Annotated in this window: 14 protein-coding genes; 4 read left to right on the top strand and 10 right to left on the bottom strand. The window is 65.9% G+C overall.

What is annotated here, in order from left to right:
• Window positions 1-151: 151 nt before the first annotated feature.
• The gene (locus U4Y90_RS16295) at window positions 152-1,126 is read left to right on the top strand and encodes a LysR substrate-binding domain-containing protein (RefSeq protein WP_321795953.1); all 975 of its coding nucleotides are present in this window, start codon (window positions 152-154) and stop codon (window positions 1,124-1,126) included.
• A 33-nt stretch (window positions 1,127-1,159) separates the two neighbouring features.
• Here U4Y90_RS16295 and U4Y90_RS16290 read toward each other — a convergent pair whose 3' ends face one another.
• Genes U4Y90_RS16290 through U4Y90_RS16280 form a run of 3 tightly spaced genes read right to left on the bottom strand, consistent with a single transcriptional unit; the run spans window position 1,160 to window position 4,030 of the window.
• Window positions 1,160-1,999: a phytanoyl-CoA dioxygenase family protein gene (locus U4Y90_RS16290; protein ID WP_321795952.1), complete on the bottom strand. Its 840-nt coding sequence runs from the start codon at window positions 1,997-1,999 to the stop codon at window positions 1,160-1,162.
• Window positions 2,000-2,032: 33 nt separating this feature from the next.
• Window positions 2,033-2,821 carry an ABC transporter substrate-binding protein gene (locus U4Y90_RS16285; RefSeq protein WP_321795950.1) on the bottom strand — a complete coding sequence of 263 codons (789 nt, stop codon included), beginning with the start codon at window positions 2,819-2,821 and terminating at the stop codon, window positions 2,033-2,035.
• A gap of 45 nt (window positions 2,822-2,866) precedes the next feature.
• Window positions 2,867-4,030: a M20 aminoacylase family protein gene (locus U4Y90_RS16280; protein WP_321795948.1), complete on the bottom strand. Its 1,164-nt coding sequence runs from the start codon at window positions 4,028-4,030 to the stop codon at window positions 2,867-2,869.
• 154 nt (window positions 4,031-4,184) lie between these two features.
• Between U4Y90_RS16280 and U4Y90_RS16275 the strand changes: the two genes are divergently transcribed.
• Complete coding sequence (locus tag U4Y90_RS16275; protein ID WP_321795946.1) at window positions 4,185-5,135, top strand: LysR family transcriptional regulator; 951 nt, start codon at window positions 4,185-4,187, stop codon at window positions 5,133-5,135.
• A gap of 33 nt (window positions 5,136-5,168) precedes the next feature.
• On the opposite strand, the gene U4Y90_RS16270 is transcribed toward U4Y90_RS16275, so the two are convergent.
• Window positions 5,169-5,942, bottom strand: a complete 774-nt coding sequence (locus U4Y90_RS16270) for an ABC transporter substrate-binding protein (protein WP_321795944.1) — start codon at window positions 5,940-5,942, stop codon at window positions 5,169-5,171.
• 294 nt (window positions 5,943-6,236) lie between these two features.
• Here U4Y90_RS16270 and U4Y90_RS16265 point away from each other — a divergent pair, with 294 nt between their 5' ends.
• Complete coding sequence (locus U4Y90_RS16265) at window positions 6,237-8,813, top strand: penicillin acylase family protein (RefSeq protein WP_321795942.1); 2,577 nt, start codon at window positions 6,237-6,239, stop codon at window positions 8,811-8,813.
• Window positions 8,814-8,862: 49 nt separating this feature from the next.
• Here the strand turns inward: U4Y90_RS16265 and U4Y90_RS16260 are convergent, their stop codons facing one another.
• Genes U4Y90_RS16260 through U4Y90_RS16235 form a run of 6 tightly spaced genes read right to left on the bottom strand, consistent with a single transcriptional unit; the run spans window position 8,863 to window position 15,794 of the window.
• The gene (locus tag U4Y90_RS16260) at window positions 8,863-9,285 is read right to left on the bottom strand and encodes a RidA family protein (RefSeq protein ID WP_321795940.1); all 423 of its coding nucleotides are present in this window, start codon (window positions 9,283-9,285) and stop codon (window positions 8,863-8,865) included.
• A complete protein-coding gene (locus U4Y90_RS16255) occupies window positions 9,272-10,000 on the bottom strand; it encodes a DUF3726 domain-containing protein (RefSeq protein ID WP_321795938.1) in 729 nt (242 codons plus the stop codon). Before U4Y90_RS16255 ends, U4Y90_RS16260 begins: the two co-directional genes overlap by 14 nt.
• The gene (locus tag U4Y90_RS16250) at window positions 9,997-11,739 is read right to left on the bottom strand and encodes a hypothetical protein (protein ID WP_321795936.1); all 1,743 of its coding nucleotides are present in this window, start codon (window positions 11,737-11,739) and stop codon (window positions 9,997-9,999) included. Before U4Y90_RS16250 ends, U4Y90_RS16255 begins: the two co-directional genes overlap by 4 nt.
• Entirely contained in the window at window positions 11,736-13,295 is a 1,560-nt protein-coding gene (locus U4Y90_RS16245) for a BCCT family transporter (protein ID WP_321795935.1), read from the bottom strand. The genes U4Y90_RS16250 and U4Y90_RS16245 overlap by 4 nt, the downstream gene beginning before the upstream one ends.
• A 46-nt stretch (window positions 13,296-13,341) precedes the next feature.
• Window positions 13,342-14,337 (bottom strand): dipeptidase, encoded by a 996-nt coding sequence (locus U4Y90_RS16240; protein ID WP_321795933.1) that lies wholly within the window; start codon window positions 14,335-14,337, stop codon window positions 13,342-13,344.
• A gap of 14 nt (window positions 14,338-14,351) precedes the next feature.
• On the bottom strand, window positions 14,352-15,794 hold the full coding sequence (locus U4Y90_RS16235) for an aldehyde dehydrogenase family protein (protein ID WP_321795931.1): 1,443 nt from the start codon (window positions 15,792-15,794) through the stop codon (window positions 14,352-14,354).
• Window positions 15,795-15,898: 104 nt separating this feature from the next.
• Between U4Y90_RS16235 and U4Y90_RS16230 the strand changes: the two genes are divergently transcribed.
• Window positions 15,899-16,816 carry a LysR family transcriptional regulator gene (locus U4Y90_RS16230; RefSeq protein ID WP_321795929.1) on the top strand — a complete coding sequence of 306 codons (918 nt, stop codon included), beginning with the start codon at window positions 15,899-15,901 and terminating at the stop codon, window positions 16,814-16,816.
• The last annotated feature ends 13 nt before the right edge of the window (window positions 16,817-16,829 follow it).

Here is a 16,829-nt window from a genome sequence, read left to right as displayed (position 1 = left end):
CCTCCTGTTCGGTCTCGCCCGGTCGATGCCGACGTCCGCTTCGCTTCGGGCACGTGAGAAGCATAAGGAGCCAAAACACCGAAGAACAGGTGTGGAAATCTGCCGTTTCGTTTAGAGTTTCTAAACCAGAATGATCTTGCGGGAGACGCGGATGCAGACACTTCCCCCCTTGCGCGCGCTGCAGGTTTTCGAGGCCGTGGGCCGCTGCGGCGGCGTCACCGAAGCCGCGCGGCGCCTCGGCATTTCGGCTGGCGCGGTCAGCCAGCAAATGAAGTTGCTGGAGGACACGCTGGGCCTGCGCCTCATGCAGAAGGACGGCAAGCGGCTGCGGCTCACCGCTGCCGGCGCGCGCTACCACGCAAGCTGCGCGCTCGCGTTCGAAAGCCTGCGTGTCGCGCACGCCGAGATCGAGCGTTCCAGGAACGTGCGCAATCTCAGCGTGAGCGCGCTGCCGTCGCTCTTGTCGAAATGGCTCGCCGCGCGCGTGACCGCGTGGCAGCAACGCCATCCCGATCTGAGCGTCTATCTCGACGGCACGCATACGGAGCCGTCGCCGGATGGCTATGAGATCGATTTCCGCATCAGCTACGGCGATCGCGTGATCGACGTGAGCAACGCCGTCGAACTCTTTCGCGACTGCGTGGTGCCCGTCTGCAGCCCGCATCTTCTGCGCGAGGACGCGCCGCTCGCGACACCCGCCGACATCCTCGCCTATCCGCTGATTGCCGTGGACTGGCAGCCCAAATTCGCGTCGCCGCCTTCGTGGCGCGACTGGTTTCGCGCGAACGGCGTCGACGAAGCGGATAACGGACGCGTCAACGACTCGCGTCAGGTGCATTCGCTGTCGAGTGTGGCGATTCAGGCAGCCATCGACGGGCACGGCTTCGTGCTCGCGCAATCGTCGATGATCTGCGACGACCTCGCGGCCGGACGCCTCGTCATGCCCTTCGCGCTGGGTCTCGCGCTGCCCGGTCCGTACTTCCTGACGTGGCGGCCTCACACGTTCGACAAGGCGCACTGCCGCAGCTTTCATCGCTGGCTCCTGACGCAGGCGAAGGAACAGCAGCGGCTCAACGACCGTCTGCTGCGCGTGATCGGCGAGACGGCCGCGCCGGCGGACATGTAGGCCATATCGGCGCCGGTCGCCGCAAACGTCGCATCAGGCACGCGCGGTCCACATGACCGGAAACAGCGGATGATCCATCGGCGCACCGTCGGCCAGCCTCGACGCGAGTCCGGGGAACTCGGGCGACGTGCGCCACGGGCGCGGCGCATGGCGGATGTCGTCGCCGATGAAGCGGATCGAGAAAGCGCGCCGCCGCACGTTGCCCCCGACGCCGCCCGACGCATGCAGCGTGAGCATGTTGAAGCACACCATGTCGCCCGGTTGGAGCGCCCAGCCGACGATCGGATACGCGGCGCGATCGGCTTCGATATCCGGCAGGTCCGCGAGACTGCCTTCCGGGAACCACTTCGCCTCGTTTTCCATGAACGTGCGCGGCATCAGCCACGGCCCGCGATGCGAACCCGCGACGAACTCGAGCGTGGACTCGCGCGCGACGGGATCGACGGGAATCCACATGCTCACGTTGTCGCCGCCGACGATGTTGTAGTACGGCTGATCCTGATGCCACGGCGTGCGCTGGCGCGTGTTCGGCTCCTTGACGAGCACGTGATCGTGATGCAGCCGCACGGTCTCGCAGCCCATCAGCGCGCCGGCCACGGCAGGCGCGGCGGACTCGGCGATGAAGCGCCGGTACGCATCGTTCGACTGCCAGTTGCAGAAGTCCTCGAAGAACCAGCCCGGGTCGTCGGGCCGGCTCGCGACCTTCGCCCGCTCGCTCGGCGTGGCGAGATTGCGCTCGATACCGTTCCGCAGCAACGCCACTTCTTCTTCCGTGAAGATGTTGCGCACGCACACCGCGCCATCGCGGCGAAACGCTTCCGTCAGCGCCGGCGTCACGGCACGGGCAAGACGCTCCTTCAGGCTTTCGTGCATTGCTCACTCCTTTTGCGTTGGTCCGTCATGCGCTCAGTTCCCGTAGATGTCGAAGTTGAAGTACTTCGACGCCACGCGCTGGTAACTGCCGTTCTTGCGGATCGCGTCGATCGCCTGATTGAGGCGGTCTTCGAGCGCCGCGTCGCCCTTGCGCAGGCCGATGGCGACATCGCCCGCGACGCGCTTGTCGTTCACGGCCTCGCCGACCAGCGCGAAGCCCTTGCCGCGCGGCGTCTTCAGAAAACCGTAGTCGGCCTGCACGGACGACTGAAACGCGGCGTCGAGCCGGCCCGTCACGAGATCCTGGTAGATCTGGTCCTGCGTCTGATAAGACACGAGCGTCACGCCCCTGGTCGCCCATTCGGTGCGCGCGAAGCTCTCCTGCGTCGAGCCCTGCACGACGCCGACGCGCTGTCCCTGCAAGGCCTTCGCATCCGGCTGCAGCCTGGTGCCCGCGCGCGCGATCAGCGCCGACGGCCCGTTATAGAGGCGATGCGTGAAGTCGATCTGCTGACGGCGCGACTCGGTGGCCGACATCGCGGAGAGGATCGCGTCGAACTTGCGCGCTTTCAGCGCCGGGATCATGCCGTCGAAGCTCTGCTCAACCCAGACGCATTTCTGGTTCAGTTGCGCGCAGATCGCGTTGCCGAGCTCGATATCGAAGCCGACGAGCGAGCCGTCCGCGGCCTTCGACTCGAACGGCGGATAGCTCGGATCGACGCCGAAGCGCAGCGTCTGGGGGTCCTGCGCCCGCACCATTGCGGGCCAGCTCGCGGGCACCATGGCGAGCGCGAGCAGTACGGGAAGCAATGCACGTTTCATAGCGGTTTCCGAAGTGTGGGGATGAATACTCGAGCGCGATACGGGTCAGGCCAGAAAGCGTTCGACGAGACGCACCCAGTAGCGCGCGCCCGTCATCAGGATGTCGTCGTTGAAGTCGTAGCCGGGGTTATGGACCATGCAACTGCCTTCTCCGTCGCCGTTGCCGATGATCAGATAGCAGCCACGGCACTGGCGCAGGATCCACGCGAAGTCTTCGCTGCCGGTGAACGGCTGGAGATCGGCGATCAGACGATCGTCGCCGAGCCACTCGCGCGCGACGTCCTGCGCGAATGCGGTCATCTCCGCGTCGTTCACCAGCACCGGATAGCTCGCCTCGTAGTTCACCTCGGCCCGCGCGCCGTACACCGCGGCCTGCGTCTCGATCAGCTGCGTGATGCGCCGCTCCAGTTCGTCGCGCACGGCGGGGCGCAAGGCCCGCACCGAGATGTTCATGCGCGCCTCGTCGGGAATCACGTTGGACGCCTCGCCCGCATGAATCGCGCCCACGGTGATCACGGCCATGTCGAGGGGCGCGACGTTGCGCGACACCACGGTCTGCAACGCAAGGACGATCGCCGAGCACACGACGACGGGATCCACCGTCATATGCGGCATCGCGCCGTGGCCACCATGACCGATCACCCGCACGGTCACCTGATCGGCGGATGCCATGAACGGCCCCGCGCGAAAGCCGAGATGACCGGCGGGATAACCCGGCATGTTGTGCATCGCGAACACGGCATCGCATGGAAAGCGTTCCAGCAGCCCCTCTTCGAGCATGCGCCGCGCGCCGGCGAGCCCTTCTTCCGCCGGCTGGAAGATGAGGTGCAGCGTGCCGTCGAACGCGCGGGTGCGGGCCAGTTCCCTGGCGGCGGCGAGGAGCATCGCCGTGTGGCCGTCGTGTCCGCACGCATGCATCTTGCCCGGCGTGACGCTCGCATAGGGCAGACCGGTGCGCTCATGGACCGGCAGCGCGTCCATGTCCGCGCGCAGGCCGATTCGACGTGGACCGTCGCCGCATTTCAGCGTGCCGACCACGCCGGTTCCCGCAAGTCCGCGATGGACCTCGTACCCCCATTCGCGAAGGCGTTCCGCGACGAGATCGCTCGTCATGAACTCCTCGTAGCCGAGTTCGGGATGAGCATGAATCTGGCGCCGCAACGCGATCATTTCATCGCGGACCGCAAGGAAGTCGTCTGGAGCATTCATCGTTCGCGTCTCGTGTTATCAGGGTTATCCGCCAGGCGAAGCACGGGAATGGCGCTAACGTATCGCGACAGAATCGGCCGGGGGAGAGCTAGAATCGTGAACGTGACAACCAACGGCTAACACCCCGGCGCAGCAGCCCACCCGACGAGACTGCATGAAGCTCCATCAACTCCGAACGCTCGTGGCCGTCGCCGATGCCGGCGGCATTCGCGGCGCGGCGCGCCTGCTCGACGCATCGCCCGCGGCGATCACGAAGAGCCTGCGCCAGCTCGAAGAAGACGTGCAGATGCCGCTCGTGAACCGCACGTCATCGGGCGTCATGCTGACGGACGCGGGCCAGGCGCTGCTGGTCCATGCGCGGCTGATGGTGGGACAGATGACGCGCGCGCACGAAGCAATGGGCGCGTTGCGCGGCGCGGCGCGCGGCAAGCTCACGGTCGCCGTGACGCCGTGGATCGCCATGACGTTCCTGCCGGAAACCATCACGCGCTTCTGCGAGAAAATGCCCGACGTGAGGCTCGAATTCTTCGAAGGCCTGTTGTCGATCGCCAATCCGCGACTGCGCGACGGCAGCCTGGATTTCTTCATCGGCCGGCCGGCGCCGGGCACATCCGGTGTCGAATTCAACTACCGGCCGCTCTTCTCTTCCACCTGCGCCGTAGTGGGCCGCGAAGGTCATCCGCTGCTCGGCTGTCACTCGCTCGCGGATCTGCGCGAGCTCGACTGGGTGCTCACATGGGACCCGGCCAATGACGGACCGCTCGTCGAGAACATGTTCTCGCGGCACGGCGTGCCGATGCCCCGCAAGATTCACCTCGCGCATTCGTTCTCGATCGCCATTTCGTTGCTGCGGCAGACCGACATGGTGAGCGTCTTTCCGTGGCCGCTCGTGGAACTGAGCGCGCCACGCGAGCGCCTGTGCGCGTTTCCGCTGCGCGAGCAGCTCGAAGACGCGATGGTCAGCGTCATCTCGCGAAGCGGCCATCCGCTGAGCGATGCGTCCGAGTGCTTCATCGACTGTCTCATCGGCACGATTCGCGACGGGCTGGAATCGTCCTCGCAGCAGACGCGCAATGTCCTGCGTTCGGTCGAACTGCTGATCTGACGATGCCGGGCGCACCCGGCATCGGCGTCGCGCTCAGCTGCTCGATATGTCGAAGTCGAAGTAGCGCTGGCGAATCCGCAGGTACGTTCCGTCCTTCTTCATCGCCTCGATCGCGCCGTCGATCTTCTCGCGAAGCGCGGCGTCGTCCTTGCGAAAGCCGATGGCCGCGCCCTTGCCCAGGGTCTTCGCATCCGTCACAGGGTCGCCCAGGAACGCATAGCCCGCGCCCTGCGGCGTCTTGAGAAAGCCCTCGCTGCCCGAGATCATGTCGGTCAACGTGGCGTCGATGCGCCCCGAGCGCAAGTCCGTATAGACCTGTTCCTGATTGCCGTACGACACCACTTCGATCCCGGCCGGCGCCCAGTAGGCCTTCGCATAGGCTTCCTGCGTCGAGCCCTGCGCGACGCCGATCCGCTTGCCCTTCAGCGAATCGACCGTCGGCCGGATATCGGCGCCCTGACGGCCGATCAGGCGGCTGGGCGTGTTGAAGAGCGGCGTCGAGAAGGCAACCTGCGTCTCGCGCTTCGGCGTGATCGACATCGCCGACAGGATCGCCTCGAACTTTCGTCCCTGCAACGCGGGGATGATGCCGTCGAAGGCCGTTTCCACCCACACGCAGCGCACGCTCAGGCGACGGCAGATCTCGTTGCCGAGATCGATCTCGAAGCCCACCAGTTGCCCCGAAGGCGACTTCGATTCGAACGGCGCGTAAGAAGGATCGACGCCGAAGCGCAACTCCGCCGCATCCTTCGCGTGGGCGCACAGCGCAAGCATCGACAACGTCAGGCAGGCAATCGCTTTCTTCATGGAAGCTCCCTTGCATGTGCATCCCGAGGCAGGCTGCCCGCGACGCACGAAAACAGGTGGAACGGGCTTCGAAACACGCCGCCCGCTTCGTCTCATCGTCCGAGGTCGAGCGTAAGAACCCAAAATCGACGCGTACAGGGGCTTCGGGCTGCGGGATCCTTTAGTTTTTCTAAACCGAACCCGCAGACGCCCGTCTGACGGGCTTTCCCGCGCGGCGGGCGGAAATACACTATTGACCGTCCGGACGGTAGATTTTAGGATGCGCACCAGAAGCCAATACGACACGGAGACGTCATGCCAGCCCTGATCCGCCGCTCGCTCGCCGCGCGCATCGCACTTTCACTCGCCTGCGCCGCCTTCGTGCCCGCCGCCCATGCGGCCGTCGCAGGCGCCGCGGCAGGCGCTTCGAACGAAGTCGTCATCAAGCGGGACGAGTATGGCGTGCCGCACATCTACGCCAGCTCCGTCTACCGGCTGTTCTATGGCTACGGCTATGCGGTGGCGCAAGACCGTCTCTTCCAGATGGAGATGGCCAAGCGCAGCACCCAGGGCATCGTGGCCGAAGTGCTCGGCGAAAAGTTCGTGAAGTTCGATCAGTCCACGCGCGGCAACTACTGGCCCGCGTCGATCGAGAAGCAGATCGCCGGCTTGCCGCAGCGCGAGCGCGACATCCTCGACGGCTACGCGGCCGGCATGAACGCCTATATCGCGCAGATTCGCGCGCAACCCGGCACGCTCATGCCGAAGCAGTTCGACGACTTCGGCTTCACGCCGTCGACGTGGAGCGCATTCGACGTCGCGATGGTCTTCGTCGGCACCATGGCGAACCGCTTTTCCGACAGCACCAGCGAAGTCGACAATCTCGCTCTGCTCACCGCGCTGAAGGACCGCTACGGCGACACGCGCGGCATGGACCTGTTCAACCAGTTGAAGTGGCTCGTGAATCCGAACGCGCGCACGACCATCGCGGCGAGCGAGCGCTCCTATGCCATCAAGGTCGGATCGCAGCGGCAGGACGGATCGCTTGCGTATGCGCTGCCGCGTTACGACGGCGCGCCGCCGATGGCCGATCGTCCCGCGCGCGGCGACGACGGCCTCCTGCTCGCGCTCGACCCGGCGGCCAATCGCGACGCCGTGCTCGCACAGTACGCGCAAGGTGGAGCAAACGGACTCGCCGGCTTTCCGACGACGAGCAACATGTGGATCATCGGCAAGGCGCGCGCACGCGGCGCGAAGGCGATCATGCTCAACGGCCCGCAGTTCGGCTGGTTCGCGCCGGCGTACACGTACGGCGTCGGCCTGCACGGCGCGGGCTTCGATATCGTCGGCAATACGCCGTTCGCCTATCCGTGCATGCTCTTCGGTCACAACGGCACGATATCGTGGGGCTCGACGGCGGGCTTCGGAGACGATATCGACATGTATGCCGAGCGCGTCGACCCGACGCGTCCGGATTTCTACTGGCACGATGGCCGATGGGTGCAGATGCAAAAGCGCACCGAGATCATTCACGTGAAGAACGGCGCACCCGTGGTCCTCGACGTGTACCGCACCGTGCACGGCAACGTCATGCAGCGCGACGACGCCACGCACACGGCGTATGCGAAAGCGCGCGCGTGGGACGGTCTCGAAGTGCAGTCGCTGCTGGCGTGGACGCATCAGGCGCAGGCGCGGGACTGGAAAAGCTGGACCGCACAGGCCGCACGTCAGGCGCTGACGATCAACTGGTACTACGCGGATCGGGACGGCAACATCGGCTACGCGCATACGGGCGCCTATCCGCATCGCCGCGACGGGCACGATCCTCGTCTGCCCGTGCCCGGCACCGGCGAGTGGGACTGGCGCGGCAACCTGCCCTTCTCGACCAATCCGCAGATCTACAATCCGCGCGCCGGCTATATCGCGAACTGGAACAACGCGCCGGAGAAGGGCTATCCCGCCTCGGATCTCTTCGCTTTTCTGTGGGGCACGGCCGACCGTGTCGACGAGATCGGCACGCGCATCGACGCGCATGCGACCCTCGACAGCGACGACGTCTGGCAGGTCCTGAAAGACACCAGCCGCGCCGATCTCAATGTGCGGCTGTTCCTTCCGTTCATCGAGCGAGCCACTGCATCGCTGAACGCCGACGACCCGCGACGCCGCATCGCCGGCACGCTGCGCCAGTGGAACGGCATCAACGACGATCCGAAGGACGCAGACCACTATGCGCAACCCGGCTCGGCGATCATGAGCGCATGGCTCGGCGCGATGCTGACCCGAACCGTTGCCAAAGCCGTGCCCGCGCCGTTCGACAAGTGGTACACGGCGAGCGGCTACGAAACGACACAGGACGGTCCGACAGGCTCGCTCAATCTCAGCACGGGCAGCAAGATTCTCTACGAGGCGCTGCTCGGCGAACGCTCCGGCGTGCCGCAGCGCGTGGACCTGTTCGCGGGCGAGCAGCCCGACGACGCGATTCGCGCCGCGCTCGGCGAGGTCTGGACGAAGCTCTCCGCGCAGCAGGGCGACGACATCGCGGCCTGGCGAACGCCCGCCGTGCGCCTGACGTTTCGCGCGAACAATTTCTTTGGCGTGCCACAGGCGGATGCATCGGAGGCTGTTCGCGTGCCGGAGTACCAGAACCGCGGCACGGAGAACGATCTGATCGTATTCGGAAGCGCGGCGGCACGCGGCAAAGTGCAGGCGTTCGATGTCGTCGCGCCGGGCCAGAGCGGGTTTGTCGCCCCCGATGGAACGCGCTCACCTCACTACGATGATCAGCTCGCGCTCTATACGGGTTTTGGCCGCAAGCCGCTCTGGTTCGATGAAGCGGATGTCGCCCGGCAAACGCGGCAAGTCACGAAGCTTCGTGTAGAGGACACCCGTTGAAAGCGCCGGTACGAGCACGCGTTCGACGGGCGATATCGGCGAATACTCATTAGCCTTTATTCGCCGGACACGCGTACGCGACGATTTCGACGAGCATCTCCTCACGCGCAAGACCGGCCACCACCACCGATGCGCGATTCGGGAATGGCGCACTGAAGCGCCGCAGCCACACCGCGTTGACGAACGGCAGCCACGCGCGATCCGTCACGTAGATGAGCACCTGGGCTACATCGGCGGCCGTCGCGCCGGCGGCTTCGAGCGTGGTGAAGAGATTCGCGAAAACCTGTTCGACCTGAGCCTCGATGCCGCCGCTCACCAGTTCGCCATCCGCCCCGACGGGAATCTGCGCGGTGTAGAGCGTACCGTTCGCCGCTACGGCCCATGAGAACAGCGCTTCGGCGCGCTGCGGCAGTCCGGTGCGGACCGGCACGACTCGCCGCGCTCCGGATGCGTCTCGGTCAGAAACCGTCATCGGAACCTCCTGCACCGTGCGCGCGCGATGCCTCGGTCGCCGCGACCAGCACGCGGCTCTTCCAGTCGGCCAGCGTGGCCAGTTGCGCGGGCTGCGCGTCGACGCCGCGCCAGATCGCCTCGTGATGCCGCGCTTCGAGTTCCGCCGGGTCGAGTGCGCCTGCGAGACCGGAGGTGATTTCGACTGGCGAGGTAATCGCATCGTCCGTCCTGCAGCACACGATGATGTCCCCGATGGCCGCGGCCGAACTCGCGTCGTATCCGAGATAAGCCGGGTAGATAGCGCGACCGTCCGCGCGCGCGTAATGCCGGCCGCGCGCATCGCGCCATGCGAGGTCGAGGCGCCGGGCGCGCCCGCTCATCGTCTTCAGCCCGTGAAGCGCGAGACGGGGCGCCAGCGCATTCGACACGCGCACCATGCCCATTCCCTCTTTCGTCGCCATCGCCCAGGCAAGCTCGAACGCCAGTTGGCAACCGGCAAGCCCGGGCGCATGGCGGGGCGCCGCCGCACCCGAAACCACGCCCTCGACCGTGTAGTGCTCGCGCGCCTGCGTTCCGAGCAGGCCGTTCAGCGCGTCGAGCCCGTCGAAGCCGATGGCCTGCAGCCACACGGCGGCATCGGCGGCATCCTCGTAGTCGCCTTGCGCCCATCCGCTGCCTTCCAGCGCAGCGCGGCACAGCGACATCAGTTCGTTCATCGCCATCTTCATGGTCATGCCATTCCTCTTTCGCTTCCGTCCGGCAGGCACGGAAAGATCCAGTCGTCGTTCATGTCGGGCGCCAGTTCGTCGAGCGTCGGCGCGCCCTGAAACAGCGTCACGCGCACCCAGAGATTCGATTTCGGGTCGAACTTGCTCGCGCCGAACATCGAGAGCTTCGCGCGCATCAGATCGATCGGCAGCGTGTCGCGGGCCAGCAGGTTCTCCCGAATCTCGCCATAGGGACGGCCCGCGAGCGTCTGCACCCGGCGCACGATCGCGCGATGCTCCGGATGCGCGCCGACGAATCCCGCGACGCTCGCCTCCCGGTCTCGTAGCGCATGCAAGCTCGCGTGAAGCCGTCCCACCTGACGCGCGATGTCGAGCGGCAGTTCGCGCTCCGCGCCCGGCTCTTCGGCGCGGATGCCGAGCCGCGGCTCCTCCTTCTCCGCCGAGCGATACCAGAAGAAGTGCGCATCGTCGCGGCGCTCGGGCGACTGGCGCAGCACCCACGCGTAGTCGCGTTCGACGAGCCGAAGCAACTCGCCGACGCGCATGTCGGGGTCGAGCCGCAGCGCATCGTCAACGGGTGCGCCGCAATCGATCGAGTCGACGAGGTCGGGATACAGTTCCAGCAGCACGGACACCAGCACCTCCTGCGCAGCGCTCGAAATCTGCTCGTTCGACCATTCGAGCAACGCGCTCCAGCGGAACACGTCCGACTGCGCGGACAGGCGCTGCAGCGCATCCTGAACGAGCGGCAGTTCCGCGACGATGCGCGCGTTGCGCGCGGCCTCGCGCGGATGATCCGTGTACACCTGCGCGATATGGCGGGCTGCGCGAGCCAGCAACGCCGTCGCGCGAGCCAGCGTCGCGGCGTCGATGCGCCGGACCGCCAGCACGCGGGCGAGCGCGGTTTCGCGGCCGCGTATCCATTGATCGAGCTGGACCGGATGCCGCGCGAGGAACGGCGCCATGCCGAGCCCGGTCGCGTTGCCGACGCCGAGATAGCGGCGGCAGTTCCGCGCAAGTTTCACGGCAGCGCGCGGGTTGCGCCGCGCCGCGATATGCTCGACGAGCCGCACGCTGAAGTCGCGCAGCAGATACACCGCGCACATCTGCGCCGAAAATCCCGAGCGGAACGCTTGTGTGCCGCTGAGCCGCGGATAGTCGGCGATCCCGAACTTGCCGTTGCCATACACGGCGGTCGTGCGGATCAGATAGCCGACCCGCTCAAAGACGGATGGCTCCGGCTGATGGCCTTCGGCGAGGCAGTTCACCACCTGGTCGAAGTTGCGCACGCTCTTGTTCGCGCGGCACAGCACGAGATCGTTCGCATCGAGCCGGCCCGCCTCCTGCAGCGGCACGTTGGCGCGCAGGCGTTCGAGGTCGCTCGCCTGCGGCACGCCGCAGATCAGCGCGGACGTGATGTCCCATTTCTGCGCGATCACGCGATCTGTGCGCTCCGCCGCATCGAGGTGCTGCGAGAAAATCACCTGGCTGTAGCGTTCGCCGTAGGCTTCGATCGAATAGATGCAGACGCCGTAGCCCTCGTCGTCCAGCTCCCTGTGCGCGATGCGAATCCGCCACTGGTCGCGCGCCATGCGCCTGACGAGCGCCCGCACGAAGCTGAGCCGCGTGCCGTGCATCGCGCCGAGGCGCTCGGTGCGGTTCGTGAGATCGGCGCTGCGCAGCGCGGGATGCGTGTTCGGCATGACGCTCACGCTTTCGTCGTTAATGATGGCCTCATCGTTCATCGGTCGACTCCTTGCTCGACCGCCATCTTCCGGGCAATGCGCACGGCGTCCCAGAGCGAGGGCAGGATCAGCACCGAGACCGGCACCGCCGTGATGACGATGAACGACTGCAGCGCGCTGACGCCGCCCGAGCCCATCGTGATCAGCACCGCGCCCACCAGCCCCATGCCGATGGCCCAGAAAATCTTGAGCCAGTGACGCGGCTCGCCGCGATCGCCGGACATCGCCATGGCAATCGTATAAGCCATCGAGCCTCCATTGGTCACGACCGAAAAGAAACTGAGGAACAGGAACAGCGCCGAGATCAGGTTGCGCAGCGGCAGCGCCTGCGCCACGCCGAGGAGCAGCGCCTCGGGCAAGCTTCCATGCGAAACGACCGTGCCCGGCGATGCAAGCTCGATGCCGATGCCCGCGCCGCCCACCAGCGTGAACCACAGCATCGTGATCACCGGCGCGGCAATGGACAGCAGCACGACCAGCTCGCGAATCGTGCGGCCGCGCGATACCTTCGCGACGTAGATCGCCATCATTGGCGCATAACCGATGAACCAGCCCCAGTAGAAGAGCGTCCAGGCATTGAGCCACTTGTCGTCGCCGCGATACATCGCAGTCTGAACGAAATCGACGACATGCGTCGCGAACGCCTGGAAAAACACGCTCGTCAGAAAGGCCGTCGGCCCGAAGACATAAAGATACGCCGCCAGCCCGAGCATGAGCCACACGTGAATCTTGCAGACGAAGCGCAACCCTTCCAGACCCGCGATGCAGGCCGACGTGAAGATCACGGTCACCGCGAGGATCACGAGCGCCTGGGTCACGACGGTGTCGGGCACGGCCCAGACCGAATGCAGCACGTAGGCGATCTGCAGCCCGAGAAACCCGATCGGGCCGATGGTGCCGGCCGCCACCGCGATGATCGACGTGGCATCGGCGAGCGTCGCGATCGGGCCCTTGAGCGCACGCTCGCCGAACAGCGGATAGAGCAGCGTGCGCGGCGCGAGCGGCAGGCCGCGGTCGAAGTGCAGATGCATCAGCACGATCGCGAGCAGGCTGCCGAGCACGGCCCAGGCGAGAAAACCCCAGTGCAGGAACGACTGGGCGAGCGCCGCCACGGCTCCTGCCTGCGAGCGCGGCGCCGCGCCGAACAACGGCGGCGGGCTCATGAAATGCATGAGCGGCTCCGCGGCGGCCCAGAACGCGCCACCGCCGGCGAGCAGCGCGCACATGATGATGACGACCCAGTTGAACGTCGAGTTCGACGGAACCTGCGCGGCTCCGCCCAGCTTCACGCGGCCCAGCTTCGAAAAGGCGATCGCGAGACTGACCGCGAAGGTCGCGAGCATCAGCACCTGCCAGTAGAAGCCGAACACGCGCGTCGCCCAGCCGAAGGCGGTATCGACGACAGTCGACAGCCAGGACAGATTGCACAGCGCCGCCACCAGGAACAGCACGAAGAAACCGCCGCTGATGAGAAAAATGGGCCAGTCGATGCTGCGCCCGTGTGCTTCCCGCTCGTCGCGTCCGGTCGCGAGCGCGGGCGTGGTGTCTATTTCCATGTCTCCTCCAGTTCGAATCGTCGTGTCGTGCAGTGCACCGCGCGCGCTAGTCGCGGCGCTCGGCGTCGCACAGAATGCGCATCCAGTTGCCGCCCATGATCTTCGCGACCTCGGCGTCCGCGAATCCCGCGCGCGCGAGCGCCTCGGTGAGCTTCGGGAAATCCGCGTTCGAGCGGAACCAGTTCACGGGCTCGGGCCACGCGGCGTTGTCGGCGCTGCCTTCGCCGAAATCGGTCTGCTTGCTCCAGCGGCCGTTGCGCATCCATTCGAGCACGCTGTACGGCTGCGCCTGACACAGGTCGCTGCCGATGCCGACGTGGTCCACGCCGATCATGTCCACCGTGCGCGCGACCATGTCGGTGAACTCGCCCGTCGTGCAGCGGCTGCCGTTTTTCAGGTGAAACGGATAGAGGCTGAAGCCGACGAGACCGCCCCGCTCCGCCAGCGCGCGCAGCACCGCATCCGACTTGTTGCGCTTCGCCGCGTGAAAGAACGAAGGATTCGCGTGACTGATGACGATCGGCCGCCCTGAGAGCGCGATCGTTTCGAGCGTCGAACGCTCCGCGCTGTGCGACATGTCGACGATCATGCCGACGCGGTTCATCTCCTCGATCACCGCGCGCCCGAAGCGCGTGACGCCGCCGTCGCACGCTTCGTAGCAGCCCGTCGCGAGCAGGCTCTGATTGTTGTAGGTCAGTTGCATCGTGCGCACGCCCAGGTCGCGGAACACCTCGACGAGACCGATGTCGTCCTCGATCGGCGAGCAGTTCTGCAGCCCGTAGAGGATGGCGATCTTGCCGGTCCGCTTCGCGACCAGCACGTCGTCCATGGTGCGCGCGGGCATCACCAGATCGCCGTGGCGCTCGAAACGCGCGTTCCATTCGGCGATGCGCGACAGCGTTTCGCGCGCGTTTTCCCAGTAGACGATGGTGGCGTTGACAGCCGCCACGCCGCCTTCGCGCATCTCCTCGAAAATCTGCCGGTTCCAGTTCGAATACTGCGTGCCGTCGATCACCACCAGCGAGTCGTGCAGGCTCATCATGTTTCCTCGTCCGTTCATGCCCGTGTATAGGCGGTCTTGAGCGTCGTATAGAACTCCGCCGCGTGCGGCCCCTGCTCGCGCGGTCCGTGACTCGACGCCTTGCGGCCGCCGAACGGCACGTGATAGTCGGTGCCCGCGGTGGGCAGATTGATCATCACGCAACCGGTTTTCGCGTGGCGGCGGAAATGCGTCGCGTGTCGCAGCGATTGCGTGACGATGCCCGCCGTGAGCCCGAACGGCGTGTCGTTCGCGACGGCGAGCGCTTCCTCGTAGTCGCGCACCGGAATCACGCATGCGATCGGCCCGAAGATTTCGTCGCGATTGATCTGCATGTCGTTGCGGCCCGCGTCGAACAGCGCCGGCGACATGCACCACGCGCGCTCCGGCCGGGGCAAGGCCTCGCCGCCGCACACGAGCCGGGCGCCCTCCTGCTGGCCCAGCGCGACGTAGCGCAGGTTCGATTCGAGCTGACGCTGATCGACGACCGGTCCCATCTGCACGCCTTCGTCCAGCGCGCGCCCGACGCGCACGCTGCGCAGACGTTGCGCGAGCCGTTCGACGAAGGCCGCATGGATTCCCGGCGTCACGACGAGACGCGACGATGCCGTGCACTTCTGCCCCGTGCCGGAATAAGCACCGTTGAAGGCGCAATCGACGGCGAGGTCGAGGTCGGCGTCGTCGAGCACGACGAGCGCGTTCTTGCTGCCCATTTCCATCTGCAGCTTGATCAGTTGGGGCGCGGCTGCGGCGGCCAGGCGCCGGCCGGTCTCGAGCGAACCGGTGAAGGTGATGCCGTCCACGTCCGGTGAAGTTGCGAGCGCGCCGCCGATCGCCTCGCCCGGTCCCATCAGCAAGTTGAACGCGCCGGCGGGCAGCGCCTGGCGGCTGATGATCTCGGTCAGCGCCCAGGCGCTCGCCGGAGTCAGGTTGGCCGGCTTGAACACCACCGCGTTGCCGAACGCGAGCGCGGGCGCGATCTTCCAGCTCGCGGTGGCCATCGGGAAATTCCACGGCGTGACGATACCGACGACGCCGAGCGGCTCGCGCTGGATATCGATCTCGACGCCGGGGCGCACGGAATCGGCCTTGCCGCCGAGCTGGCGCAGCACTTCCGCGGCGAAATAGTGAAAGAACTGTCCCGACCGCGCGACTTCGCCGATGCCCTCCGCAAGCGTCTTGCCTTCCTCGCGCGACAGCAGCCGGCCCAGTTCTTCGCGGCGCGCGATCAGTTCATCGCCGATTGCGCGCAGCACGTCGTGACGCGCCTCCAGACCGCTCGCCGCCCAGCGCGGCTGAGCCACGCGCGCCGCTTCGATGGCCTCGCGCACCTGCGCCGGCGTAGCCTGCGCGTAGCGGCCGATCACGTCTTCGGTGTCCGACGGACTACGGTTCTCGATGAACGTTTCGCCAGCCTGCCAGCGGCCATCGATGTAATTCAAACAGGTTTGCTGCGTCATGCCCGATCTCGCTTTTCATTGACCTGTGAGCGATTCTAAAAATCGGGCTAAGATAATCAAAGCCAAATATTTTTATCTTTTTATTTGCTTTTCTTATTCTATAGATGGAACGCCTCCCCGACGTCAAAATCACCCAGTTGCGTCATTTCGTGGCCGTTATCGAGCATCGCAGCTTCAAGGCTGCCGCGGCCGCCGTGTTTCGCAGCCAGCCCGCGCTATCGCTGTCCATCAAGGAGCTGGAAAGCGCGCTCGGCGCTCCGCTCTTCGAGAAGGGCAGTCACGCGTCTCCGACTCCGTTCGGCGCGATGCTCTACGGCGAGGCACGCAAGCTCGTGGAGCATTACGAGCGCGTGATCGTCTCGGCCGTCGATGTCGTCAGGGCACGGCACGGACGCGTGCGCGTGGCGGCGGTGCCGTCGATCGCTCACGAAATGCTGCCCCGCGCGATCAGCCGCTACGCGCTGCGCCACCCCGGAATCGAACTGCACGTGGAAGACGGCACCGCCGCCTATATCTACGACCGGGTGCGCTCGGGCGCGATCGATTTCGGCATCGCCGGCGAGCCTGAAGGGGAACCGGAGTTGAACTTCACTCCGCTCCTGTCCGACGTGATGTGCGTCGTCGTGAAGGCGGGCCATCCGCTTTTCAGGCATCGGAAGATCAAGTGGAAGGATCTGTCGGGCTATCAGTTGATCGGCAACGGCACGATGCGCGGACTGCCGGGCGCGCTGCTCGATGCCATCGGGAAGCCGGATATCTTCATCGCGAACACGACCGCCCTCCTGTCCGCCGTCGAAGGCGATGTCGGTCTCACAGTCCTGCCCTATCTCGCGCAACAGCGGCATCGGGAGACACTGCGATTCATTCCGCTCGACGAACCGCATGTCGAACGCAAGTTGGGATTCGTCGAGCCGATCGGAAGATCGTTGAGTCCCGCGGCGCTCGCGCTGCGTGAGACCTTCCTGGAGAACCTCGACGCTTCGACTCTGCCGAAGCAGGTTCGCCGCGTGAAGTTCGAGTGATGCAACGGCATGC

Origin of the sequence: Caballeronia sp. J97 (assembly GCF_905220305.1) — a bacterium.
Lineage (GTDB): Bacteria > Pseudomonadota > Gammaproteobacteria > Burkholderiales > Burkholderiaceae > Caballeronia.
This window is presented reverse-complemented; position numbering and strand designations above follow the sequence as displayed.